Source organism: Paraburkholderia panacisoli (genome assembly GCF_008369935.1).
GTDB classification, from domain to species: domain Bacteria; phylum Pseudomonadota; class Gammaproteobacteria; order Burkholderiales; family Burkholderiaceae; genus Paraburkholderia; species Paraburkholderia panacisoli.
The window spans coordinates 56,966-78,126 of the sequence record NZ_VTUZ01000005.1 but is presented as its reverse complement, the minus strand read 5'-3'; the positions used below and the strand labels follow the sequence as shown (position 1 = coordinate 78,126).

Sequence of the window (21,161 nt, the reverse complement as noted above, 5' to 3'; positions counted from 1 at the left end):
GTAATAGTACCTTGCTCGGCCGGCGCGGGCGCGGTCTGTACCGCTGGATATAGCGCTGAGCGCCATGCGTTCGAGCGGCGCGGTTCAGAAGGGAGACAGCGGGTGCTGAAGGTTTTGCCGCGCGGCGAGACCGCGCGTCATGAGCTGGAAATTCTGCGAACAGGCGATTCAATCCGCTGTTTCGAGTAAAACAGTCCCTGTTTGAAGGGCTATTTCGTAAAGACCGGTCGCGGCAACCTGGTCGACTATCTCGACCGGCCCGTTGCCGCAACCGTGTGACGCAAGCTTGTGTGAAGCCCGGAGATTACTGCTTGATGCCCTCAGCCTGAATATTCAGCGTGGTCAGCATCTTGAAGCCGTAAGCCTTGCCGAAGTCGATGCCGAAGTCGTCGCGATTGAACGTCCCGGTGGATTCCGTGCCGCACACTTCGCGCTTGAGCACCGGATGCGTGAAGCACTTGAACGATTCGATCTTCAGGTTGACCGGTTTGGTGATGCCGTGCATCGTCAGCGTGCCGATCACTTCCACCGGCTTGTCACCGTCGAAGCGGATCTGCGTGCCCTTGTAGGTGGCGCTCGGGTACTTCGCGGCGTCGAAGAACTTGTCGGTGACGAGCTCCGCGTCGAGCTTGTCGTTGCCGATGTCCACCGAGTTCGCGTCGATCGTCACGTCGACCGTGCCGGTCTTCGCCGCGCGATCCAGCACCACGGTGCCGCTGCTCTTCTTGAACTTGCCGCGCCAGGTCGAGATGCCGCCGAAGTGGTCGGTTTCGAAGCTCGGGTACGTGTGGGTCGGATCGAGCTGATACGTATCGGCGGCCATCGCATTGAACGACAATGCAGCGGCGAGCGCGCCTGCGGCGAGCAGAAAGGATTTCTTCAAGGTGTTCTCCAGGTATTCAGAAAGTGCAGCGATGCTTCGGTGTTTTCGTTACTTCTTCGAAGCGACGAGGTGAAATTTGATGACGACTTCGTCGGCGACGACCGACGTGTCTTTCCATTCGCCCGTGCCGACGTCGAACTGCGAGCGTTTGATCGGCAACGAGCCGTCGAAGGTTTGCGTGGCGCCCTGGCTCGCGATGACGACCGGCACCACGACGGTTTGCGACTTGCCCTTGATGGTCAGCTTGCCGGTGATCTTGTACTGGTTGCCGCCGGCCGGCGCGATCGCGCTCGACACGAAGGTCGCGGCCGGCCAGGCCGCGCTGTCGAACCATTCCTTGCCTTGCGCCTGCTTGTTGTAGTCGTCGGCGCCGAGGTCGTAGCTGGCGGTGTCGATCGTCACGTTGGCGTTGCCGGCGGTCGGCTTCGCCGGATCGAAGTTCAGTTGCGCGGAGAACTTCCTGAACTTGCCGTCGACCGGCACGTTCATCTGCTTCGTGGTGGCGACGACCGTGCTTTTGCTCAGGTCGACGTCGGCGTGCGCGAGGCCGGCGCCGAACATGGAAAGAGCGGCGAGACCGGCGAGCGCCGCGCGGCGAACGGAGGGGAGAGGGGTTGATTTCATGGTGGTACACATCCTATCGAACCAGCGTGCATGAATTGCACGCTGTTGGGAATTAGATTGCCAACCAGTGGTGACCAATCGGCAGTGGTCGAGGTCGTTACTTGAGGAACGGGATCATCCGCGCGAGCAATCCGTCGCGGTCGACGAACTGATGCTTGAGCGCCGCCAGCACATGCATGACGACGAGCGCCAGCAGCGTGTAGTCGAGCAGTACGTGGAGCGTGCGCAGCGTGGCCTTGAGCGCTGGATCCGGGCCAATGAAGGTGGGCAGCGGCACGACGCCGAGGTACACCACCTGAATGCCGGCCGCCGAACTATAGAAGTAGCCGGACAGCGGGATCGCGAGCATCAGCAGGTACAGCACGCCGTGCACCAGATGGGCCGCCGCCTTCTGCCACGCGGGCGTGGCGTCATCGAGCGGCGGCGCGCGGTGGGTGGCGCGCCATAGCATGCGGAGCGCGGCGAGCGCGAACACGGTCACGCCGATCCACTTGTGCCACGAGAAGTACTTCAGCTTGGTGGGCGTGAAACCGGGGATATCGGTCATGATCCAGCCGAGATAGAACCCGCAGATGATCAGCACGGCGATCAGCCAGTGCAGTGCAATGGCCGCGCCGTTGTAGCGTTCGGAACCGGAAGGGCGTGATGGCATTCTCTTGGGCTCGGGGTTGGCGAGGGATCGAGTGAGAATGTGGATGGTAAGCAGGCCGATAAACACTGAATAGCCGGGTGCGAGAGAACAGATTGTTGTGGCGGCGACGCTAATCTGAATGAAATGCGCTCGCGCTGTGGTAATTTTCCGGCTGACTCGCAACGAGACCACATCAGCAACCACGCAACTCATCTTCCAGGGCCTACGCTGTGAATTCCGTTTTCCTCTCCTGGGGTATCGCCGCGCTGGCCACGGCCGGCGTCATCACCCGGCCGTTCAAATGGCCTGAGGCCGTATGGGCCGTCGCGGGCGCGCTGCTGCTTGTGTCGCTCGGCCTGTTGCCGGTGCATCTCGCGATCGAGGCAATCGGCAAGGGCACCGACGTCTACCTGTTTCTGTTCGGCATGATGCTGCTGTCGGAAGTGGGCCGCCGCGAAGGCCTGTTTGACTGGGTCGCCGTGCTCGCGGTCAATCACGCGCAAAGCTCGCCGCGCAAGCTGTTTGTGCTGGTGTACCTGGTCGGCGTGGTGATTACAGCGTTTCTGTCCAACGACGCCACCGCGGTCGTGCTCACGCCGGCCGTGTTCGCCGTCGCGAAGAAAGCGAAGACGCCGCCGCTGCCGTTGCTGTTCATCTGCGCTTTCGTCGCCAACGCGGCGAGTTTCGTGCTGCCGATTTCGAATCCGGCCAACATCGTGCTGTACGGCAACCACACGCCCGCACTCGGCGCGTGGATGATGCGCTTCACGCTGCCGTCCGTGCTGTCGATCGCCGCGACTTACGTGATGTTGCGCTGGACCCAGCGCGGCGCGCTCGCGGGGGTCTGCGAAGCGAATCTCGAAGCGGTCGAATTGTCGTCGAGCGGACGGGTCGCGCTGGCGGGTATCGCGGTGACGGCGGGCGTGCTGCTGACGGTGTCCGCCTACGACATTGCGCTCGGCATGCCGACCGCGATACTCGGCGCGCTGACCGCGCTGGTGGTGCTGATTCTGGAGCGCAAATCGCCGCTACCGATGATCCGCGAAATTTCGTGGAGCGTGCTGCCGCTGGTGGCGGCGCTGTTCGTGCTGGTCGAGATGCTCGATCACACGGGTGTCATCGGGACACTCGCCACGACGCTGCGGCGCGCGACCGAACACAACGAAATGGCGACGGCGGGATGGGCCGGCGCGCTCATCGCGTTCGGCAGCAATCTGATGAACAACTTGCCGGCCGGCCTGATCGCCAGTTCGACGGTGATCCAGGCGCAGAGTCCGGAGCGTGTGATCGACGCGCTGCTGATCGGCGTCGATCTCGGCCCGAACCTGTCGATCACGGGCTCGCTCGCGACCATTCTCTGGCTCAACGCGATTCGCCGCGAAGGCGAAGACGTGAGCTTCATGAAATTCCTGAAGGTCGGCGCGCTCGTGATGGTGCCGGCCCTCGTGCTGGCGCTCGGCGCGCGGCTGCTGACCGGTTGAGCGGGCGGCGTGCCGTCCTGATGGGCCGCCGCGTGTGCAGTCATCGCGCGCATTCGCTCACGCGGCGGCTCAGCGGCTATGGTTGATCTCCGGCGCGATCGCCGCATGATTGAGCAGCGCCACCAGCGTCATGCCGCCGATGATGTTGCCGGCAAGGGTCGGCACGAGGAAGCGGAAGAAATAGTCATGCAAGCTCGCGTCGCCGGCGAGATATACGTAGGCCACTTCAGTCGATCCAGCGATGATGTGCGACAGGTGGCTCACGGCCACCACATACGTGATCAGCAAAACGGTCAGTAGACGCGCCGAGCGTGCACTCGGCAACAGCCACACCATCAGCGCGATCAGCCACCCGGCGAAGATCGCGCGCACAAAAGTGGGCAGTGTGTCCTGCGGGCCGAGCGCGGCGCGCGACACCTCGCCGAGCGCGTCCTCGACGGCGGGTGAAAACACTTCAGGAATCCGTAGCATCGCGGCGAAGATCCAGGTGCTGATCAGGTTGAACACCAGCACGACGACCCACAGACGCAGCGCCTTGAGGAAGGTCGGCATATCGCGCCGCGTCAATACCGGCAGCACGACGGTCAAGGTGCTCTCGGTGAACAGTTGCTGCCGGCCCATGATGACCAGCACGAAGCCCATCGAGTAGCCGAGGCTCGCCACCAGATAGCGCCAGGGCACGTCCGGCAATCCGGCTTGCAGCACCGCTTGCGTGAGAAACGAGAAGCCCATCGACAACCCCGCCGCCAACGACGACCAGATCAACGCGCCGATGGTCCGCTCGAGTGCGGCTTCGCCTTCCGCACGAACGATTTCGTGAAGGACGAGCGCATGGGGCGCGGTATGGTCGGCGGCCTGATCCTGTTCCTCCTCGTCCAGATGCGGCGAGTCCGCGCCCGCGTCCCGCGCGCGTGCGCCTGGGTCGACGGTGCTCGCCGCCGCTTGCTCTGGCTGCTTTACCTTCAAGGCCTGCGTCATGGCCCGGCGACCGTCGAAGTGTGCGGCGGCTCGGCGCTCGCCGTTTCCTCCGCCTCACGCAGCGAGCGCAATGTCGCTTCGAGCCGTGCGACGCGCGCGCGTTGCGCCGGCATCATCGACGCGCTGTGCAGCATGCGCAGGCGCTGATGCCAGTACGACAGGGGAAAGCGGTCACATGTGGAGATCAGCCCGAAGACAACTTCGAGGTGGGCGATTTCCTTGTCTATGTTCTGGTAAGTCATCTGATGTTTCCGGGAAGCGGGGGTGAGTTCGGCACTCGCCAGAAGGCAGCAGCAAGCGCCGTTCCCAACGAATGTGGCGCGCGTTGCCGCGACGTTCATCGCGCCACGCAGCGCGATGGCGCGAGCAGCCCGGCCTTCTCCCACGGGGCCTCGGCAACTGTTCAGGACAACGGGAATTCACCAGGCGTGCCGGCGCGAAGCATGTCCTATGCTGGTTCGACTGTCTCCGTTGTAATCAGCACATGGGCAACGCGTGCAGCGGGTGCGCGGACTGCCGGGGCTAGTGAGCCGCTCGCAAGCCGATGCGCGCGTTAGCGCGGCATCATCATGACCGGCTGAGCGTACGTCACGGCAGGCGCGGGCATGACTGCGTAGTTGGCCGGCGGCGGCACGACGACGGTGGTGTAGAGCGCACCCGGTTTGAGCGGCGCGACCGTGACGGACGCGGTGACCGGCACCGCGACGGGAGCAACAACTGGCGGGGGCGCCGTCACGTACACCGGACTGACCAGCACGGAGTAGTAGACCGGCCGCGGCGGCGGCGCATAGACCACGGCGGCGGGCAGGTATATGACGACCCTGGCGAACGCGGTGGATGAGCAGGCGAGACCGATCGCGGTAAAGGTAGAAACGCAGGCGAGACGAATAGTCACTGGGTACTCCTAAGACGTTGAGCGGCGCATGTCCTGTTGAAACGACGCGCCGGTAGTCCGGCTTCGCGTAGACGCTCAGCCGTTGCGTGGATGCGCTCGTGGCGCGGGCGGCGCGAACGGTGCATACGCTGTTTGCGATGCTGTGCTGCGCCGGCAAACGAAAGATACGCAACGCAGCGTCGAAACGACACGGCAAAGTCATTTCATTCGATGTCACGGCAGGCCGCACGGGCTAGACGGATTGCCGCTCCGCCGGCACGCGCCGCTGTATGAAGCGCATGCTGCAATTCGCACGCGGGGCGCATCGTGCCCGCTGCCGCTGTGTGCGAAAAGCCATGACACACGTCGACATGATTCTGAAATTGCCATCCGGCGTCGCATCCACAAGAATTCGGCCTGTCATCGACGCGGATCGCGGCACAAGCAGGCGACGCCCGATGAATCAAGCAAAGATCAATCGAAGGAGTCGGTCATGAAGAAGTTGCTCGCCGCCATGCTGCTGTGCTGCGCATCCACCATCACGTTCGCCCAGAGCGCCGCGCCGCAGGGCGGCAACCCGCAGCGTATGGAACGGATGGCGCAGCAGTTGCAGATGCGCTTTTCTAACGCCAACACCACGCACGACGGCAAGCTCACGAAGCAGCAAGCCGAGGCGGGCATGCCGATGGTGGCGCAACATTTCGACGAAATCGATACGCAGAAGGCGGGCTACATCACGCTGCCGCAGATCGCGGCATTCATGCAGGAACGCGGGGCAGCGCACTGAGCCGCGCGGGCATCGGCGAGATCGTAGGGGCGTGGCGCGGGCGGCCGTGCGGTCTGCGCCGAATCCCGCGACGCCCGGCGCCGCAAAGCGGTGCTGGCTGCCTGTCGTTCAAGCGTGTCCCGGTCCGGTGACCTGCTGTGTTCCGCTCGCTCATGCCTGGTTCCGCGTCCTCCTGCGTCGTGCCGCGAGCCGTTCCGTCGAACCCGTTGCCGTACCTTGACGCCCCAAAAAACGCGCGATGAATCCTGCCATGTCCCGCCGCCTGCGCCTGGCCAGCGCGTCGCTCATCGTGTCGTTCGGTGCGGCGTTGAGCGGCTGCGTGACAGTCGGCCCGGATTTCAGGCAGCCGGACGTGATGCTCGAAGACCGCTGGCTCGAGACTTTGCCGGACAGCGCGCAGACCGCTCCCGCCGCACAAGCGGCCTGGTGGACCGCGTTCAACGACCCGGTGCTCACTGCGCTCGAACAACGTGCACCTCGTTCGCGTTCATTCTCGGCGTGGTGCCGCTCGTGATCGCGACCGGCGCCAGCGTGAGCGCTCGCCGCTCGCTCGGGATTGCGGTATTTTCGGGGATGCTCGCTTCCACCTGCATCGCCGTGCTGTTCATTCCGTCGTTCTACGTGCTGTTGCAGCGTCTTTCCGAGCGGCATGCGACGCAGAAGGCGCTACCTGAGGCGCCGCCCGACGCTTAAACCGAGGAGCTTTCGCATGGATCGCCCCGCCAAGATCATCGTGCTCGACGACGAAGTCGAACTGCGCAACATGCTGCAACGGTTTCTGCGCAGCCACGGCTTCGATGTGCGCGTCGCCGAGGACGGCAGGCGTCTGGACCGTTACCTGGAGCGCGAGCCGTTCGATCTGCTGGTGCTCGACCTGATGATCGGCGAAGAGGACGGCCTGCAGATCTGCGCGCGCCTGCGCGAGCGGGGCCAGACCTTGCCGATCCTGATGCTGACCGCGAAGGGCGATCCGCTCGACCGCGTGGTCGGCCTCGAAACCGGCGCCGACGACTACCTTGCCAAACCGTTCCTGCCGCGCGAACTGGTGGCGCGCATCAACGCGCTGCTGCGCCGTCAGAAGATTGCGTCGGGCGATGTCACCGTGACTTCGCAAAGCGTGCGTTTCGGCGACTTCACGCTCGACGTCGGCAAGCAGGAGCTGTCGCGCGCGGGCGTGCCGCTCGAGCTTCACTCGGCACAGATGCTGCTGCTGGTCGCGCTGGCGTCGTCGCCGAACCGGCCGGTGAGCCGCGATAACCTGCTGGCGCGCGCGCGGGGCCGCGATCATGACGCGCTCGATCGCAGTATCGACGTGCAGGTGCTGCGGCTGCGGCAGATCGTCGAGGACGATCCGTCCAAGCCGCGTTTCATCAAGACCGTGTGGGGCGTCGGCTACATGCTGGCCGCGGACGTCGAGTGATGGTGCGCCCGCTGCTGCGCAGGGTGCTGCCGCGCACGCTGCTCGCGCGCAACATCGCGCTTCTGATCGTGCTCGTGATGTTGACCCAGGTGTGCTCGCTCGGCGTGTTGCTGCATTACGTGCAACGGCCTCGCGTCGATCGCGCTGCGGCCGTGTTCGCCACCTATGTAACCACGCTCGACAACCTGCTCGCCGCCACGCCGCCGGGCGCGCGCAGCGCGTTGACCCCGCGTCTCGACGCACGCGCGCAATTGCCGCCCGAGGCCACCGACAAGCCGCCGCCGAGTCTCGCGCACGCATACCGCAACTATCAGCGCGACATGTTTCTCGACAGTCTGCGCGCGCATCTGCCCGCCGACATGCCGGCGCGCTGGCAAACCGAAGGCGGGGAGCGTCTGTGGATTCGCCTGCACGCGCCGGCCGACGCACCGCAAGCGCCGTACTGGATCGCGTTGCCGATTCCCGAGGACGCGCAGGGCAACGGACTCGAAGTGGCGATTTTTCTGTCGCTCGGTCTGGGCGCGCTGGCTGCATTGGCGGGCTATGCGATCCAGCTTCACCTGAACGAGCCGCTTCAGGAGTTGGCGCGGGCGGCGCGCCGCGTAAGCGCCGGCGAAGCGCCCGCGCCGCTGCCCACCGACGGCCCCACCGAAATCGCGGCGGTGAGCAGCGCTTTCAATCAGATGACGCACGCGTTGCAGGAAGCCGACGCGACACGCGCGTTGATGCTGGCGGGCATTTCGCACGACATCCGCACGCCGCTCACCAAGCTGCGCCTGTCGATGGCGATGGCGATGCCGCACGGCAGCGACAGCAGTTTCGTGATTGCCGCCGAGTCGTATCTGGACCAGATCGAGACGATCTTGCAGCAGTTCATGGACTACGCGGGCAGCGGCGAGCGCGAGGCGCCGCTGCCCGGCGACCTGAATGCGCTGATCGAACGGCTCGCGGGCGACTTCGCGGGACTCGGGCACGAGTTCGAGTTGTCGCTCGCGCCGCTGCCGGCGCTCCCATACCGGCCGATCAGCATGATGCGGCTGCTGATGAACCTGATGCAGAACGCGATCGTGTACGGCGGCAGCGGTCTCGCCGTGCGCAGCTGGGCCGCCGCCGGCACGGTGACGGTCGCGGTCGGCGATCGCGGCAAGGGTCTGTCGGCGCAGGAACTGGAGCAACTGAAAGCGCCGTTCCAGCGCGGCCGCAATGCACGCGCGCATAGCGGCGGAACGGGGCTGGGGTTGTCGATCGTCGAGCGGATCGCGCGGCTGCATGGCGGCAGCCTGCAGTTTCATCCGCGCGAGGGCGGCGGGCTGGAAGTATGGGTGGTGTTGCCGGTGGCGGCCGGCTAACCGGCCGCGCGGGCCCGGCTCATTGCCGCTGGCGCGGCACTCACTCGCGGTCCAGCCACGCGTCCAGCCCGACGCGGAACGCCACGCCCGCGATCACCGGCACGGTCAGCATCAGGATGATGCCGAAATTCGGAATCTCGTCGCCATACATGACCGTGCTGTAGAGCACGACGGTCGCCACGATCGCGAACACCACCACGCCAACGGTGACCATCAGCAGATTGCGCACGGTGATGGACAGCGTCTTGCGCTTGACCTCGCCCGGCGTGGCGCTGGTGGCGGGGACTTCGTCGTGATGGGCAGTCATGATGGTTCTCGTGGCTGAATAATGCGTGAGAAGCGACGTTAGATGCCGCTCCGATGAGGGCGCGCGCCAGGCATCATACCCGCACGCGCTGCGGCTGCGCGGATCACGCCGCGCCGACCAGCAGTCCCGCCGCGACGATCGCCAGCACGAGCGCGGCGATCGCGCTGAAGCGGTAATCGCGTTGATGCAGGAACACTCCTAACATCAATATAAGCCGCATTGCCGGCAGCAGGATGAAAAGCGCGATTCCTGCCGTCACGATCGACATGCCGGACGGTGCCGCATGGGCTCGCGGCGCGGGTTCGGCGCGAACGCCGAGCCCAGCGCAAGCGCGAGGCCGACCGCGATCGTGCCGCCGGCAATCCATGTGCCATGGTGCACCAGGCTCGCGAGCCACGATTCGAGCCGCACGCCCGCCGATGCGACGCGCCTCATGCCGACGCCCCGAACAGGTTTTGCCAGTCCCGCGGACGAGCAGCCGACCTTTGCCTCTATACAGGTTTGCAGCACGAACAAAAAATAATTCTGCAAACCCTTAATTTTTCCGGCGAGTTGCCGAATAGAAGTTGACGCGGTCTTTGGGGCGTGGCTTCCCGCTGCGGGAAAACCCACGTGATGACCGTTTCGGACGCAACGGGAAAGCTGCAATTCCCGGCTGTCAGAACTTATAAAAACACCGACCTTGGCAATTCAAATCAGCATGGTTAAAAACTCGTTGGTTCTTCTTGGCGGCGCGGCATGCGCCGCGGCTCTTTTGCTGAGTGGCTGCGCGCAGACCAGTCAGGCGACGATCAGCAGCACGCTCAATACGCCGCTGCGCTTTCCGGCAGACAGCATCTCGGGTTCCCCCGTTAGCCAGAGCGATGTGAATCGCGCGGTCGCCGAAGCGATTGCGCGCGACACGCGCTATCCGTTCCGGCAGTCCTGGAACGGCAATTTCTATGTGTTCCATGGCGCGTACGTGACGCAGAAGCCCGACAACCATGTCGTCGTGACCTACGCGCATGGCAATAACATGTCGCCGTCCCAGTTGGGCTATCAGACCACCAAGTATCAGTCGAACGCCGCTTTTTCGGTTCGTGTCGGCGAGGTCAGGAACAATACGGCCATCATCAGCCTCGAGCCGAACGTCAGCGTGACGCGCGGCACCGATGCGATCGGTATTCCGCTTTCCGCGCTTGCGCCCACGCCTGCGCTCGAAAGCGAACTGCACGACGTGCTTTCCAATCCCGACCGGATCATCGTGCGCCGCCAGACGCATGTCGAAGGCGAAATCAACGTCGCGTTCAACTCTGAATCGACGTACGCGAACTTCATGAGAAAGCTCGGCAAGTACTCGTTCGCGCGAGGCGATGAGCCGAAGACCAACGATATCGAAAAGAGCGGCGCGTACAAGCTGACGATCGGCGTCGAAACGATTCCGCTGTTCGTCGATGTCGTGCCTTACCGGAACGGCTCGAAGGTGATGTACAAGATGGACGTGCCTTACATGCTGTCGGCAAGTGGCGCCGCGTCGCCGCGTCAGGGGGATATCGACGAAGCGAAGAAGCAGATCGCGCGGGTCGCGAACGATTGAAGTGTGTGCGAACGCGCTGCGTGTCGAAGGGCGTTGAATGGCGGCAGGTCCTACTGCCGTCATTCAGTGAGAAGGGCGAACCGGTCGCCGCGCGCGCTGCCCGCCGCCTGGCCGCTAATGCAGCGAACTCACCCGCAAGACCGCGAACACCAGCGACAACACCACCACGATCACGCCCGTCGCAACAGCCAGGCGGTTGGCGAACAATCGACGCATCGCAACTCTCCTAGACGAAGCTGTAGCGTTCGGAATGGTAACGGGCGAGCGGCACCTTCATCTCGCCCAGCGCGGTTTCGATCGCGTCCATCATCACGTCGGGTCCGCAGATGAAGTACTCGTGCGCGGCGTACTCGGGCGGCAGATGACGCCTGAACACCTCGGCGGTGATGCGCCCGCTTTCGCCGGTCCAGCCTTCAGGCGGCTGCGAGAGCACATACACGACTTTCAGATCGACCCTCGCTTTCAGCGTCTCCAACTCCTCGCGGAAGGTCAGCGAGTCCCACGTCTTGCTGCCGTACAGCAGCACGAGCGGGCGCGTGTCGCCGCGATCGGCGAGCGTGCGGATCATGCTCATCATCGGCGTGATGCCGATGCCGCCCGCGATCAGCACATGCATGTCCGTCGGATTGCCGATCGTGAACGCCCCATACGGCCCGTCGAGATAAACCCGCTGCCCGGCCGCGACCGTTTTGACCGCGCTGGTGAAATCGCCGAGTTCGCGTATCGTCATCTCGACGCGGCCGTCAGCGGCCTCGGCGCTCGATGAAAACGAAAACGGGTGCCCGGTGATGCGGAACGGGCTGGCCCATAACGTGAGCCAACCGAACTGGCCCGGCTTGAAGCGAAAGCCCGCGTGGCCTTCGGGCTGCATCACGAGGGTGGTCGTCTCGCCGCGTTCCGTGCGCACCTCGGTCACGCGATAAGGACGCCTCAGCATGAAAAGCGGCTTGAACAGGCGCACATAGAACAGCAAGCCGATCCAGAAGATCGTCATGCCGATCCACAGCGTGCGCTTGAGCGGATCGATCAGATAAAAGCCCCAGCCGACCATATGCAGCATGCCGGCCGCGATCGCCACCAGCGCGAGCACGATATGGGACAAGTGCCACAGCTCGTAACGGATTTTCAACTGCTGGCGCCACAACGCCGTGACGACCAGCAGGATCAGCGAGCCGATCGACAGCACCGCGAAGCGCGCCCCCCACGGAATATCCCACACCGAATCGGGCAGCGCGAGCGACGGCGAGCCGATCGCGATCAGAATCAGCGGATGCGCGACAACGAGGCCGACCGCCATCAGCGAGATGCGCCGGTGAAAGTGGTAGATGACGTCTTCGCCCCACGGCTCGGTCACGTGACGAAAACGCGCGGTGAGGCCGAATTGCAGCCCCATCATCGCGAGGCCGCTATAGCCGAGCGCCACTGAAAACTCGGTGCCGAAATTGCGCGCGGGCGGCAGGTTGCCCGCGAGCAGCGCGAACAGCGGCGCGAGAATGAACAGCAGATAGATGGCAGACCAGATGGCCTTGCGCACGAGATCGCGATACTGCATGAAATCCCTCTCTGTTTCAGCAGCGAAGCGGATTGAGCGGACCGTGGCGCTGGCCGTCGTCGCGGCCGCGTGGAATGGCGCGCGTCAGATGCACGTGGTCAGCAGAAGCGCGGGCCCGAACGTGATGACAGTCGCGACCAGCGCCGCGATCAAGGTCCAGATGACGACGGTATGCATGAACGTGCTGATGCGCTCGGGACCGGGGTCGCGAATCGCGGCCGCACGATAGCGCCACAGCCAGCCGATCGCGACCAGATGCACGAGCAGCACGACCGCGAGGCTCACGCGCAGCGGGCCGGTGGGCCAGCCGAACGCACAGCCGATCGCGTGCAACGCATACAGGATCACCAGCGCCACGCACCAGATCGTAAAGCCCACGGCGAGCCACCATAAGCGCCGGGGGGGAAGGGTGCGTCCGTTCATGGTCTCGCTCCCAGCATCGCCACCAGCGCGGGCAACGCGAGCACGAGGCCCAGCGCGATGATGCCCGTCGCCAGCGTGTAGTCGATCCATAAGCGCGTCAGGCGCAGGTCCGTGAGCCGTCGCGGCGAAACGAAGCCGGCCCCGATGCGCAGCACATTGCTGATCAGAAACAGCAGCCCGATGCCGGCATGAATCCCGACATACGTGAGCAGCGCCGCGGCTGTCGCGCCGAGCGCGTGCTCACGCGGATGCGGCGTGACACGGGCGATCAGCGTGACATCGGCGGCGATGGCGATGACCAGCGCCAGCACGGCGACGCCGATCCAGCGCTCCGCGCGACGGTCCGCGGCGGCGGCGCGCAGCGAGCCGCGCGCCGCCGCCACCGCGGCCGCCAGCGCGACCACGGTGACGAGCGCGAGCAGGCGGCTCGGCGCGGGCGTCACGGCGGCCGGCCAGTTCGGCGCGGCGATCCACAGATAGAACGTGCCGAACACCAGCGACGTGAACAGCGTGCCGTTCGCGACCAGCGTGCAGATCAGCGCGAGCCACGCCGGCGCGCCGGCCACTTCGGTATGCGGCGGCACGCTGACGCCGCGTCCCACCGGCAGCGGTCCGTAGTCGCGCGCATGACCGGCGCTCTGGCCGGCGTAGATGAACAGGCCGAAGGTCACGAACGCGAGCGCGAGCGACAGCAGATAGAACTTGAACAGCATCGCCAGCACCGCCGCGCAGGTCACGAGCGCGGTGACGAGCGGCAGATAGGTCGAGCGCGGCAGCACGATCAGTTGCTCGGGCTCGCCCGAGGTCATATGCACGCCGAGCGTCTCCTGCCAGCCGTTGCGCGTGAAGCCGAGATAGCCGTCGCCGCGCGCGAGCCGCGCCGCGAGCTGACCCGGCGCGACGCCGTCCGTTTCGTCACCGATTCGCGGGATCGACGCGAACGCATAGGGCGCGGGCGGAATCGGCATCGCCCATTCGAGCGTCGTCGAATCCCACGGGTTGCGCCGCACGCGCCGCCCGTAGCGCAGTTGCACGACGATGTCGATCGCCACCAGCGCAAAGCCGATCGTCATCACGAAGCCGCCCACCGACGACAGCAGATTGAGCCAGTTCCAGCCCTCGTCGCCGCGATAGGTGAAGATGCGCCGCGGCATGCCGAGCAGGCCGGTCAGATGCATCATGAAGAACGTCATGTTGAAGCCGATGAAGACCAGCCAGAAGGCCGGCAGCGACAGCTTGTACACGGCGGTGCGGCCGGTCAGCAACGGCAGCCAGTAGTAGAACGCGGCGAGCATCGGAAAGGCGAGCGCACCGGCCACCACATAGTGCATGTGCGCGACGACGAAATAGGTGTCGTGCGCCTGCCAGTCGAACGGCACCATCGCGAGCATCACGCCGGTCAGCCCGCCCGCCGTGAACACGAAGAAGAAGCCGAACACGTACAGCATCGGCACGTCCCAGCGCGGCCGGCCGTGCGACAGCGTGGCGAGCCACGCGAAGAACTGGATCGCGGTCGGCACCGCGACGATCGCCGAACCCGCCGAAAAGAACGCGAGCGCCAGATGCGGAATGCCCACCGTGAACATGTGGTGCACCCAGATGCCGAAGCTCAGGAACGCCAGCGCGATGATCGCGACGACGATGGCCCGGTAGCCGACCAGCGGCCGTCGCGCGAACACCGGGATGATGGTCGACAGCACGCCCGCCATCGGCAGGAAGATGATGTAGACATCCGGGTGGCCGAACAGCCAGAACAGATGCTGCCACAGCAGCGGATCGCCGCCGCGCCGCGGATCGAAGAAGGGCAGGCCGAACGCGCGCTCGACTTCGAGCAGGATCGAGCCGAGGATCAGCGGCGGAAACGCCACGATCATCATCATCGCGGTGACGAGGATGTACCACGCGAAGATCGGCATGCGGTCGAGCGACATGCCGGGCGCGCGCATCTTCAGGATCGACACGACGATCTCCATCGCCAGCGACAGCGCCGAGATTTCGACGAAGGTGATGCCGAGCAGCCACACGTCGGCGTTGATGCCCGGCGTGTAGACGTTCGAGCTGAGCGGCGTGTACATGAACCAGCCGCCGTCGGGCGCCGCGCGCAGGATCAGCGAGACCGTCAGGATCGTGCCGCCCAGCAGGTAGCACCAGTAGCCGTACGCGGTGAGCCGCGGAAACGCGAAGTCGCGCGTGCCGAGTATCTTCGGCGTGAGGTAGACCGCGAAGCTCTCCACCATCGGAATCGCGAACAGGAACAGCATCATCGAGCCGTGCATGGTGAAGACCTGGTTGTAGGTCTCGGCGTCCATGAAGGCTGCGTGCGGCGTCGCGAGCTGCACGCGCGTGAGCATGCCCAGCACGCCCGCGATCGCGAAGAACAGGAACGACGTGATCATCATGCGCATGCCGAGGACCGTATGGTTCACGGCGGCAAGCCGTTGCACGCCCGGTCCGGTGGTCCAGATCGCGGCGAGCTGACGGTGCAGCCGCAACGCATTGGTGCCCTGTGACGGCGGCTCGACGGGCACACTCATTTTTTCTCCTCCGCGCTGGCGGCCGCCTGCTTGACGGCGGCGGCAAAGTCTTCCGGACGATCGACGATCACCGTGAAGTGCATCTCTGCATGCCCCAGCCCGCAAAACTGGTTGCATTGCCCTTCGTAGCGGCCGGGTTGATCGGCTTGCACACGCAGACGGGTGGCGTGTCCGGGGACCGCGTCGATCTTGCCGGCGAAACGCGGAATCCAGAACGAGTGCACGACGTCCTCGCTGGTGACGACGATATCGACCGGCGTGCCCGCGGGCAGATGCAACACGTCCTGCGTTTGCAGGCCGCCCTGGTCCGGATAGCGGAAGGTCCAGCGCCATTGTTGGGCGACCGCGTCGATGCGCGCGGGTGCATGGCCCGGCAGCGGCAACAGCCGTTCGCCGGCAAGGAGCGCATAGCAGATCAGCGGGATCAGGATCACGGCGGGCAGCACGAGGCCGCCCAGCACGATCCAGCGCGCGGGCGACACGCGCGAGCCCCAGCCCGGTTGCCGCATCACCAGCGCGAACAGCACGAGCACCAGGGCGAACAGCACGGCCGAGCCTGCCAGCATCACCCACCACAGCCCCGCGATCGACGCCGCGGCGGGTCCGGACGGCTCCAGCGTCGACAGCGGCCCGGTGCAGCCGGCGAGCGCCGCGAGCAATCCGCCTTGGACCGGTAGACGCCAGCAGCTATGATGGTTCGCAGGCTCACCCATTCGACGTAAGGGGTACGAACCATGGCAAGGAAAGACGATTCCGGATCTCATCCGAAAAGCGAAGTGCTGCTGGAGTTGCTGCGGCTCGACGCGGGTTCGGCGGTGGCCTTCGTCGGCCATCCGATCCACGTGATGATGGTGCACTTCCCGATTGCGTTCGTCGTCGCCACGCTCGGCGTGGACGTCATCTACTGGTGGTCGGGCGATCCGTTCTGGATCAGGGCGGGTCTCTGGGCGGCCGGCTTCGCGTTCTGGAGCGGCGTGGGCGCGAGCCTCGTCGGCACCGCCGAACTGCTGCTCGTGCGCGGCATCCGCCTCAGGGAAGCGAGCTGGTCCCACGCGGTGGCCGCGATGACGCTCGTCGCGATTGCCGGCGCCAACTGGGGCGTGCGTCTCTACTTTCCCGAGCAGATCCTGCCGCATGGGCTCGCGCTGTCGGCGCTCGCGTCGGTGATGACGGGCTTCGCCGGCTGGCATGGAGGCAAGCTCGTGTTCGATCATGGTGTCGGCATTCTGGTGTCGCCGAAGGAGTGATGCAGCCATCGGGCGAGTCCGCCGGGCTCGAACAGATGCGGGGCGAACAGGGTTGAATCGACGTGCGGCTTCGCGAGCACGATCCAGATGATCGCGACGATCACCAGCACATAGGCGCTCGTCAACGCGATCGACGACAGCCGGCTGAAGTGTCCGTCGGGCATGAACAGATGCAGCATGACGAGGCCCGCCACCACGTGCAGCATCGCCATGATGCCGACCAGCACCATCTTCAGGGAGAACCATTCGACGAAGGTGGCTTGCAGGAAGATCAGCGCGGTGCCGCTCGCAATCGCGACGAACGCGGCGGGCGAAGTCAGCTCCACATAAACCAGTCTCGTGATGCGGTGCAGCCGGTCGAGTTCGGAGCCGGGCGCGAGCGCAAGGCGCTGCCGGAACAGAAAGGGCAGCACGATCAGGCCGCCCGACCAGATTGCGATCGCGGCGAGATGGATGAACTTCAGCAGGGTCGTCACAGGGCGGGCTCTCTGGCGCGCAGGCTGGACCAGGCGATCCAGAGTCCCGCTGCGAGATAAGGGATCATCGCCAGCACCCACATCAGCAGCCCGGCCAGTTGCTGGTCGGCGAGCGGGGTGAGCCCCCACGCGGCGGTGCTGGCGAAATGCACGACGTACAGCGGCGCGGGCGCGAAGACGATCAACGCGCCGAGCAGACCCATCTGGCCGATCGTCGCGACCAGCGCCATCAGCGCGGCGCCCGTCTGCAGCGACGGCGCGAATACGCCGCGCCACATCAGCCACGCGCTCGCGAGCAGCGTGATCTGCATCAGCCAGTAAGCGGGCACCGTGGCGAGTCCCCACGTATACGGGCCCGGCGCGTGCCACAGCCAGACGATGACCGCATGCGCGGCGACCACGGGGACGAGCGGTGGATAGCCGACACGCGGCAGCGGAAACGCGCGCGCGAGCAACGGCGCGACGGCGGCGATGAGAATGATGTGATGCGTCACGCGTGCCGAGAACAAGGCCGACGACAGCGCGCACAGCGGCGAGACGAACACGACGGCCATCAGTGCAAGCGCGGCCCAGCCCGCGCGCGCATCGGCGCAGCGGCCGCTGGCGATCACGAACGCGAGCGCGGCAAGCGCGGCGAGCAGCAGCGGGTCGGTGTTCCAGCGCAGCCACAGATCGTCGGGGACGGCGGCCGGCCCGCAGTAGGCGACTAGAAAATAGGGCATGGCGCGCTGTTTTCCGAAGGGCCGCTTGCCGTGCCTCGATACGTTACCGGTTTTTTTCTTCGCGACCCGCGCGCGCTCGTCGAATGGGAGAACTGATCGCCGACCTGCACGCTCACCGGGAAGCTTTCCGCATCTGCCATTTCCGTCACCTCGCACGTCGATACGTTGAACGCGTTGGAAGAACCTGGAAAATCGTCGAGACGGTTCGCGATCTGAGTGATCGTGCATGTACTGTAGTTCAAATCACGCGCTTTAGGGTCAGCTATGCGAACGCGGGCTGTTGTGCGCCGCGTCTGACAGCGAGCTTACGCTCGGTCGCGGCGTCAAGCCTCGGGCGCTTTGCCCGCGCCGTTCTTGTCGGCTGGGGGCCTTTGCGCGAGGGCGGCTTCCGCGCGCGCCTGTTCCTGCTGATGGAGCAACGCGGGTGACAGAAAGCACCCCATCACGGCTGACAGGATGATGAAGATCGCGGCCGCGTCGATCAGAAATCCGAAGTGCATGAAGATGTAGAAGCAGCACAGGAGATTCAGCAGATGCAGGGACAGCCCCAACATCGCGACCCCTTTGGGCACGGCTCTGATGAATTCCGCGAGCCGCGATCTCTTGCGCGGCACGTACCAGACGATCAGTAGACCGAAGGTCATGATGAAGCCGCTCTCCGCCCATTTCAGCCAGGTGGGGCGGCGCAGGAAACGTCCCTCGAAGATGGTCTCGATCACCTGAGCCTGAATCTCGATACCCGGCACCAGTTCGCCCAGCGGGGTCGTGCGCATGTCGGTCACACCGGCGCCGGTCAGTCCGACCAGCACGAGTTTGTCGCGGATGCGGTCGGCGTCGACCTTGCCTTGCAGGATGTCGCGCGCGGACACGTAGCGGCCCAGGGTCGAGCGGATCGACGCGAAATGCAGCCAGATGTCGCCGCCCGGTTGCGTGGGCACCTGCACATCCGCGACGCCCACCGCCTGCACGCCGGAGCTGTCGGCATAGACCTCGAGCGCCGCCGAACCCGTGGCGACGCGCAGCATTTCCATCGGCAGGCTGGGCACCAGCCGGTCGCCCAGGCCCATCACGAGCGGAATATGCCGGACCACGCCCTGCTCGAGCGCCACGCTCAGCAGCGCTTGCCCGTGGGCCGCCGCCTGCAGTTCGGGCAGGCTCGCGAGCACGTATTCGAAGCGCCGCACATGGTCCAGCGGATCGGCGCCGTGCACGAGGACCAGCGCGCTGCGCAGCGTGGTGCGGGTGGCGAACGCGGCGTGATCGAGCGCGGCCGCACCGAGGATGCTCGGCGCCGCGCGCAGCGAGCCGGCGAGAATCGCATCGTGACTCGGCAGCGCCCGCAACCCGGCGGCCAGCGCCGCGGCTGTCTTCGGCAGATTGTCGGCGACCCGGTCGGGCGAGGTCTGATCCGGCTCCGGCATGTAGATGTCCAGACCGATGGCGAGCGGCTTGTACGCCGCAATGGCGTCGATCAGACCCGCGAGCCGGTTGCGCGGCCACGGCCATTGACCGACGCTGGCCAGCGTCTCCTCGTCTATCTCGACGATGGTCACGGGCTGCGTCGCCGGAATCCTCTTGTAGTGACGTTGATACTGATCGAACAGCAGCTGGCGGGCCGTCTTGAACGAGTCCGGCAGCGCGTCGTCGAGCGTGTCGACGAAAGCCGGACGCGGGATGTCGCTCGGCCATTCGCTGGTCAGATTGAGCAGGCTCAGCCCGAACAGCACCACCAATGCCACCGGACGCCCCTGAAGCGCCTTCAGCAGTTTTCCGATCCGCTTACGCCATGGGTCGTAGTAGCGTTTCATCGAAGGGAGGGGCATTCAGCGGCGATCGGCGGATCGCGTCATTGAATGGTGATGACGACCCGCCGGTTCATCCGGTTGGGCACGCCGTCGGCCGTCTGGACCAGTGGCTCGCGCTTGCCCCGGCCGGCGATCTCAATCTTGCTGGCGGGAATGCCTTGCTTGACGAGGAACGCCGCCGCACTCTGGGCGCGCCGCAGCGACAGCCGGTCGTTGAACTCCTGGGAGCCCGCCAGATCGGTGTGACCGATGACCACCACCTGCGGCGCGGGCCAGGTCGCCAGCACGGCTTTCAGCTTTTCGACCGTGGCGGGGGAATCCGGCGCCAGTTCGGTGGCCGAGTCGAACAGGAAGAACAACGTGAATGTCATCGGACGAGGCGGCCGGGCAGCGAGCAGTGCGCCATACCGGGCTTGCACGCTGGACTGGCTTTCCATGGTCTTTTCTATCGCGCCGTTCTGCGCGACGTCGACACCGGCGTAAGCCTTGTCGATGGTCTGCTCGGCCTTCGCGCTGTGGACCACGACCGCGCCGACGTTGCCTTCCGGATCGGGTAACAGGATGATTTTGTCCGGCGGCGTGCTGCAGCCGGCGAGTGAGGCCAACGCGACGAATGCCGCCGCTGACGCGAGGCGCTGAGGTCGGATGACGGCTTTCAACGCGCACTCTCCCCTTGGTCACCGACTTCGATGATGAATGCCGTGCCGCGCACGCCCAGCGTGGTGGTCGGCGTGCTGAAGCGGACCGCGTCCGGGTTTGCGTGAGCCAGCTTGCCGGAGATCACCGACAGCGAACCATGTTTGACGCTCGCATGGAGCACGCCGTCATGGGTCGTGCTGTTGAACGCGAACTGGTCGAGTTCGAGCGTAGTGTTGGCGCCGGCCGAGAGTTGGGTCGTGTCGCGCAGCGTGATGCCGACGGACGATTCCGGGCCGGTCACGACGCGATCGCTGCTGTACACGTCGCTGCCGATGACCGCGCCCGAGCTGCCGCCGCCCCGCTCGATGCGCACGGTGCCCTTCACGGTTTTGACGACGCCGGCGACATCGGCGGGGGTGGCTGCGTCGGCTGCGAACGCGTTGGCGGCGGCCATGCAGCCGCAGGCGAGAATCAGGACACGGGTGAGGGACTGGACACGCATCGGTGGCACCTGCTGGCGTAAGCGCTACTTTCCACGGGGCAGCGCGGCTTGCCGATGTCAACGTGGTGTTGTGACCGATATTTGCTCGACTGCTCGTGGAGCTAGGACTGGCGTACGGCACGCGGGAAAAGCGGGTCCCGGAAACCGGGGCGTCGTTTTCGCGGCATCCCGCAGAATAGGGCGCCCGGCGCCGATCGCTCTGTGCGGTTCCACGCATATCGTGGTCAGACGCATTGAAGTTCGCGCAATGCGGACATTCGGTTCGAGCGGCAGGCTTGGGCCGCGAGCAAGCCCCAACGGACGCCATGCCGTCCGATAGTTGCTACCGGCGTAAGATGGCCGGATCACGTG

General features: G+C 65.3%; 26 protein-coding genes. 8 read left to right on the top strand and 18 right to left on the bottom strand.

All coding sequences use genetic code 11. From position 1 onward, the window contains the following. Positions 1 to 304: 304 nt before the first annotated feature. The 3 genes from FVF58_RS09055 to FVF58_RS09045 form a co-directional block, all read right to left on the bottom strand. Complete coding sequence (locus tag FVF58_RS09055) at positions 305 to 883, bottom strand: YceI family protein (protein WP_149669568.1); 579 nt, start codon at positions 881 to 883, stop codon at positions 305 to 307. Between the two features lie 48 nt (positions 884 to 931). Continuing rightward, complete coding sequence (locus FVF58_RS09050; RefSeq protein WP_149669567.1) at positions 932 to 1,507, bottom strand: YceI family protein; 576 nt, start codon at positions 1,505 to 1,507, stop codon at positions 932 to 934. A gap of 97 nt (positions 1,508 to 1,604) precedes the next feature. Next, positions 1,605 to 2,159, bottom strand: coding sequence for a cytochrome b (locus FVF58_RS09045; protein WP_149669566.1), 555 nt, complete (start codon positions 2,157 to 2,159; stop codon positions 1,605 to 1,607). A gap of 209 nt (positions 2,160 to 2,368) precedes the next feature. Between FVF58_RS09045 and FVF58_RS09040 the strand changes: the two genes are divergently transcribed. Then, positions 2,369 to 3,619 carry an arsenic transporter gene (locus tag FVF58_RS09040; RefSeq protein WP_149669565.1) on the top strand — a complete coding sequence of 417 codons (1,251 nt, stop codon included), beginning with the start codon at positions 2,369 to 2,371 and terminating at the stop codon, positions 3,617 to 3,619. 69 nt (positions 3,620 to 3,688) lie between these two features. Here FVF58_RS09040 and FVF58_RS09035 read toward each other — a convergent pair whose 3' ends face one another. The 3 genes from FVF58_RS09035 to FVF58_RS09025 all read right to left on the bottom strand — a co-directional run bounded on the left by FVF58_RS09035 (position 3,689) and on the right by FVF58_RS09025 (position 5,492). Further along, positions 3,689 to 4,597: a formate/nitrite transporter family protein gene (locus FVF58_RS09035; protein ID WP_149669564.1), complete on the bottom strand. Its 909-nt coding sequence runs from the start codon at positions 4,595 to 4,597 to the stop codon at positions 3,689 to 3,691. After that, positions 4,594 to 4,839, bottom strand: a complete 246-nt coding sequence (locus FVF58_RS09030) for a hypothetical protein (protein WP_149669563.1) — start codon at positions 4,837 to 4,839, stop codon at positions 4,594 to 4,596. The genes FVF58_RS09035 and FVF58_RS09030 overlap by 4 nt, the downstream gene beginning before the upstream one ends. Before the next feature lie 311 nt (positions 4,840 to 5,150). Further along, positions 5,151 to 5,492, bottom strand: coding sequence for a hypothetical protein (locus tag FVF58_RS09025; RefSeq protein ID WP_149669562.1), 342 nt, complete (start codon positions 5,490 to 5,492; stop codon positions 5,151 to 5,153). Between the two features lie 472 nt (positions 5,493 to 5,964). Between FVF58_RS09025 and FVF58_RS09020 the strand changes: the two genes are divergently transcribed. From FVF58_RS09020 to FVF58_RS09000, 5 genes are all read left to right on the top strand, one after another. After that, complete coding sequence (locus FVF58_RS09020; protein ID WP_149669561.1) at positions 5,965 to 6,258, top strand: EF-hand domain-containing protein; 294 nt, start codon at positions 5,965 to 5,967, stop codon at positions 6,256 to 6,258. 250 nt (positions 6,259 to 6,508) lie between these two features. Beyond that, positions 6,509 to 6,772, top strand: coding sequence for a hypothetical protein (locus FVF58_RS09015; protein ID WP_188130758.1), 264 nt, complete (start codon positions 6,509 to 6,511; stop codon positions 6,770 to 6,772). Further along, complete coding sequence (locus FVF58_RS09010; protein ID WP_425468937.1) at positions 6,769 to 6,951, top strand: efflux RND transporter permease subunit; 183 nt, start codon at positions 6,769 to 6,771, stop codon at positions 6,949 to 6,951. Before FVF58_RS09015 ends, FVF58_RS09010 begins: the two co-directional genes overlap by 4 nt. 16 nt (positions 6,952 to 6,967) lie before the next feature. After that, positions 6,968 to 7,678, top strand: a complete 711-nt coding sequence (locus FVF58_RS09005) for a response regulator (protein ID WP_149669560.1) — start codon at positions 6,968 to 6,970, stop codon at positions 7,676 to 7,678. After that, complete coding sequence (locus FVF58_RS09000) at positions 7,678 to 9,027, top strand: ATP-binding protein (RefSeq protein WP_149669559.1); 1,350 nt, start codon at positions 7,678 to 7,680, stop codon at positions 9,025 to 9,027. The genes FVF58_RS09005 and FVF58_RS09000 overlap by 1 nt, the downstream gene beginning before the upstream one ends. Positions 9,028 to 9,067: 40 nt before the next feature. On the opposite strand, the gene FVF58_RS08995 is transcribed toward FVF58_RS09000, so the two are convergent. The 3 genes from FVF58_RS08995 to FVF58_RS51300 all read right to left on the bottom strand — a co-directional run bounded on the left by FVF58_RS08995 (position 9,068) and on the right by FVF58_RS51300 (position 9,865). Further along, entirely contained in the window at positions 9,068 to 9,334 is a 267-nt protein-coding gene (locus FVF58_RS08995; RefSeq protein ID WP_149669558.1) for a hypothetical protein, read from the bottom strand. 103 nt (positions 9,335 to 9,437) lie between these two features. Further along, positions 9,438 to 9,602, bottom strand: a complete 165-nt coding sequence (locus FVF58_RS52580) for a DUF1634 domain-containing protein (protein ID WP_246216989.1) — start codon at positions 9,600 to 9,602, stop codon at positions 9,438 to 9,440. Then, entirely contained in the window at positions 9,590 to 9,865 is a 276-nt protein-coding gene (locus FVF58_RS51300) for a hypothetical protein (RefSeq protein WP_188130783.1), read from the bottom strand. The genes FVF58_RS52580 and FVF58_RS51300 overlap by 13 nt, the downstream gene beginning before the upstream one ends. A gap of 169 nt (positions 9,866 to 10,034) precedes the next feature. On the opposite strand from FVF58_RS51300, the gene FVF58_RS08985 reads away from it, so the two are divergent. Beyond that, on the top strand, positions 10,035 to 10,910 hold the full coding sequence (locus FVF58_RS08985; protein ID WP_149669557.1) for a hypothetical protein: 876 nt from the start codon (positions 10,035 to 10,037) through the stop codon (positions 10,908 to 10,910). Positions 10,911 to 11,136: 226 nt separating this feature from the next. On the opposite strand, the gene FVF58_RS08980 is transcribed toward FVF58_RS08985, so the two are convergent. The 4 genes from FVF58_RS08980 to coxB all read right to left on the bottom strand — a co-directional run bounded on the left by FVF58_RS08980 (position 11,137) and on the right by coxB (position 16,078). Further along, positions 11,137 to 12,462: a ferredoxin reductase family protein gene (locus FVF58_RS08980; RefSeq protein ID WP_149669556.1), complete on the bottom strand. Its 1,326-nt coding sequence runs from the start codon at positions 12,460 to 12,462 to the stop codon at positions 11,137 to 11,139. 84 nt (positions 12,463 to 12,546) lie between these two features. Next, positions 12,547 to 12,885: a hypothetical protein gene (locus FVF58_RS08975; RefSeq protein WP_149669555.1), complete on the bottom strand. Its 339-nt coding sequence runs from the start codon at positions 12,883 to 12,885 to the stop codon at positions 12,547 to 12,549. Further along, on the bottom strand, positions 12,882 to 15,419 hold the full coding sequence (ctaD, locus tag FVF58_RS08970) for a cytochrome c oxidase subunit I (RefSeq protein WP_149669554.1): 2,538 nt from the start codon (positions 15,417 to 15,419) through the stop codon (positions 12,882 to 12,884). Before ctaD ends, FVF58_RS08975 begins: the two co-directional genes overlap by 4 nt. After that, positions 15,416 to 16,078 carry a cytochrome c oxidase subunit II gene (coxB, locus tag FVF58_RS08965; protein ID WP_246216988.1) on the bottom strand — a complete coding sequence of 221 codons (663 nt, stop codon included), beginning with the start codon at positions 16,076 to 16,078 and terminating at the stop codon, positions 15,416 to 15,418. The genes ctaD and coxB overlap by 4 nt, the downstream gene beginning before the upstream one ends. Positions 16,079 to 16,153: 75 nt before the next feature. Between coxB and FVF58_RS08960 the strand changes: the two genes are divergently transcribed. Beyond that, the gene (locus FVF58_RS08960; protein WP_149669552.1) at positions 16,154 to 16,666 is read left to right on the top strand and encodes a DUF2231 domain-containing protein; all 513 of its coding nucleotides are present in this window, start codon (positions 16,154 to 16,156) and stop codon (positions 16,664 to 16,666) included. Here FVF58_RS08960 and FVF58_RS08955 read toward each other — a convergent pair. The 5 genes from FVF58_RS08955 to FVF58_RS08935 form a co-directional block, all read right to left on the bottom strand. Next, positions 16,630 to 17,142: a CopD family protein gene (locus FVF58_RS08955; RefSeq protein WP_149669551.1), complete on the bottom strand. Its 513-nt coding sequence runs from the start codon at positions 17,140 to 17,142 to the stop codon at positions 16,630 to 16,632. The genes FVF58_RS08960 and FVF58_RS08955 overlap by 37 nt on opposite strands. Continuing rightward, positions 17,139 to 17,864: a cytochrome c oxidase assembly protein gene (locus FVF58_RS08950; RefSeq protein ID WP_188130756.1), complete on the bottom strand. Its 726-nt coding sequence runs from the start codon at positions 17,862 to 17,864 to the stop codon at positions 17,139 to 17,141. Before FVF58_RS08950 ends, FVF58_RS08955 begins: the two co-directional genes overlap by 4 nt. Positions 17,865 to 18,187: 323 nt before the next feature. Beyond that, entirely contained in the window at positions 18,188 to 19,687 is a 1,500-nt protein-coding gene (locus tag FVF58_RS08945) for a CHASE2 domain-containing protein (protein WP_246216987.1), read from the bottom strand. A gap of 23 nt (positions 19,688 to 19,710) precedes the next feature. Then, positions 19,711 to 20,328 carry an OmpA family protein gene (locus FVF58_RS08940; RefSeq protein ID WP_149669550.1) on the bottom strand — a complete coding sequence of 206 codons (618 nt, stop codon included), beginning with the start codon at positions 20,326 to 20,328 and terminating at the stop codon, positions 19,711 to 19,713. Continuing rightward, on the bottom strand, positions 20,325 to 20,810 hold the full coding sequence (locus tag FVF58_RS08935; protein WP_149669549.1) for a FecR family protein: 486 nt from the start codon (positions 20,808 to 20,810) through the stop codon (positions 20,325 to 20,327). The genes FVF58_RS08940 and FVF58_RS08935 overlap by 4 nt, the downstream gene beginning before the upstream one ends. Positions 20,811 to 21,161: the final 351 nt, after the last annotated feature.

Excerpts from the sequence above, each read along its gene's own strand:
- FVF58_RS08995 (WP_149669558.1), bottom strand. The coding sequence starts at position 9,334 with ATGACTGCCCATCACGACGAAGTCCCCGCCACCAGCGCCACGCCGGGC.
- FVF58_RS09030 (WP_149669563.1), bottom strand. The coding sequence starts at position 4,839 with ATGACTTACCAGAACATAGACAAGGAAATCGCCCACCTCGAAGTTGTC.
- FVF58_RS08945 (WP_246216987.1), bottom strand. The coding sequence starts at position 19,687 with ATGCCCCTCCCTTCGATGAAACGCTACTACGACCCATGGCGTAAGCGG.
- ctaD (WP_149669554.1), bottom strand. The coding sequence starts at position 15,419 with ATGAGTGTGCCCGTCGAGCCGCCGTCACAGGGCACCAATGCGTTGCGG.
- FVF58_RS09050 (WP_149669567.1), bottom strand. The coding sequence starts at position 1,507 with ATGAAATCAACCCCTCTCCCCTCCGTTCGCCGCGCGGCGCTCGCCGGT.
- FVF58_RS08980 (WP_149669556.1), bottom strand. The coding sequence starts at position 12,462 with ATGCAGTATCGCGATCTCGTGCGCAAGGCCATCTGGTCTGCCATCTAT.
- FVF58_RS09035 (WP_149669564.1), bottom strand. The coding sequence starts at position 4,597 with ATGACGCAGGCCTTGAAGGTAAAGCAGCCAGAGCAAGCGGCGGCGAGC.
- FVF58_RS52580 (WP_246216989.1), bottom strand. The coding sequence starts at position 9,602 with ATGTCGATCGTGACGGCAGGAATCGCGCTTTTCATCCTGCTGCCGGCA.
- FVF58_RS09015 (WP_188130758.1), top strand. The coding sequence starts at position 6,509 with ATGTCCCGCCGCCTGCGCCTGGCCAGCGCGTCGCTCATCGTGTCGTTC.
- FVF58_RS08950 (WP_188130756.1), bottom strand. The coding sequence starts at position 17,864 with ATGCCCTATTTTCTAGTCGCCTACTGCGGGCCGGCCGCCGTCCCCGAC.
- FVF58_RS09045 (WP_149669566.1), bottom strand. The coding sequence starts at position 2,159 with ATGCCATCACGCCCTTCCGGTTCCGAACGCTACAACGGCGCGGCCATT.
- FVF58_RS09020 (WP_149669561.1), top strand. The coding sequence starts at position 5,965 with ATGAAGAAGTTGCTCGCCGCCATGCTGCTGTGCTGCGCATCCACCATC.
- FVF58_RS08935 (WP_149669549.1), bottom strand. The coding sequence starts at position 20,810 with ATGCGTGTCCAGTCCCTCACCCGTGTCCTGATTCTCGCCTGCGGCTGC.
- FVF58_RS08985 (WP_149669557.1), top strand. The coding sequence starts at position 10,035 with ATGGTTAAAAACTCGTTGGTTCTTCTTGGCGGCGCGGCATGCGCCGCG.
- FVF58_RS09000 (WP_149669559.1), top strand. The coding sequence starts at position 7,678 with ATGGTGCGCCCGCTGCTGCGCAGGGTGCTGCCGCGCACGCTGCTCGCG.
- FVF58_RS08975 (WP_149669555.1), bottom strand. The coding sequence starts at position 12,885 with ATGAACGGACGCACCCTTCCCCCCCGGCGCTTATGGTGGCTCGCCGTG.
- FVF58_RS09005 (WP_149669560.1), top strand. The coding sequence starts at position 6,968 with ATGGATCGCCCCGCCAAGATCATCGTGCTCGACGACGAAGTCGAACTG.
- FVF58_RS08960 (WP_149669552.1), top strand. The coding sequence starts at position 16,154 with ATGGCAAGGAAAGACGATTCCGGATCTCATCCGAAAAGCGAAGTGCTG.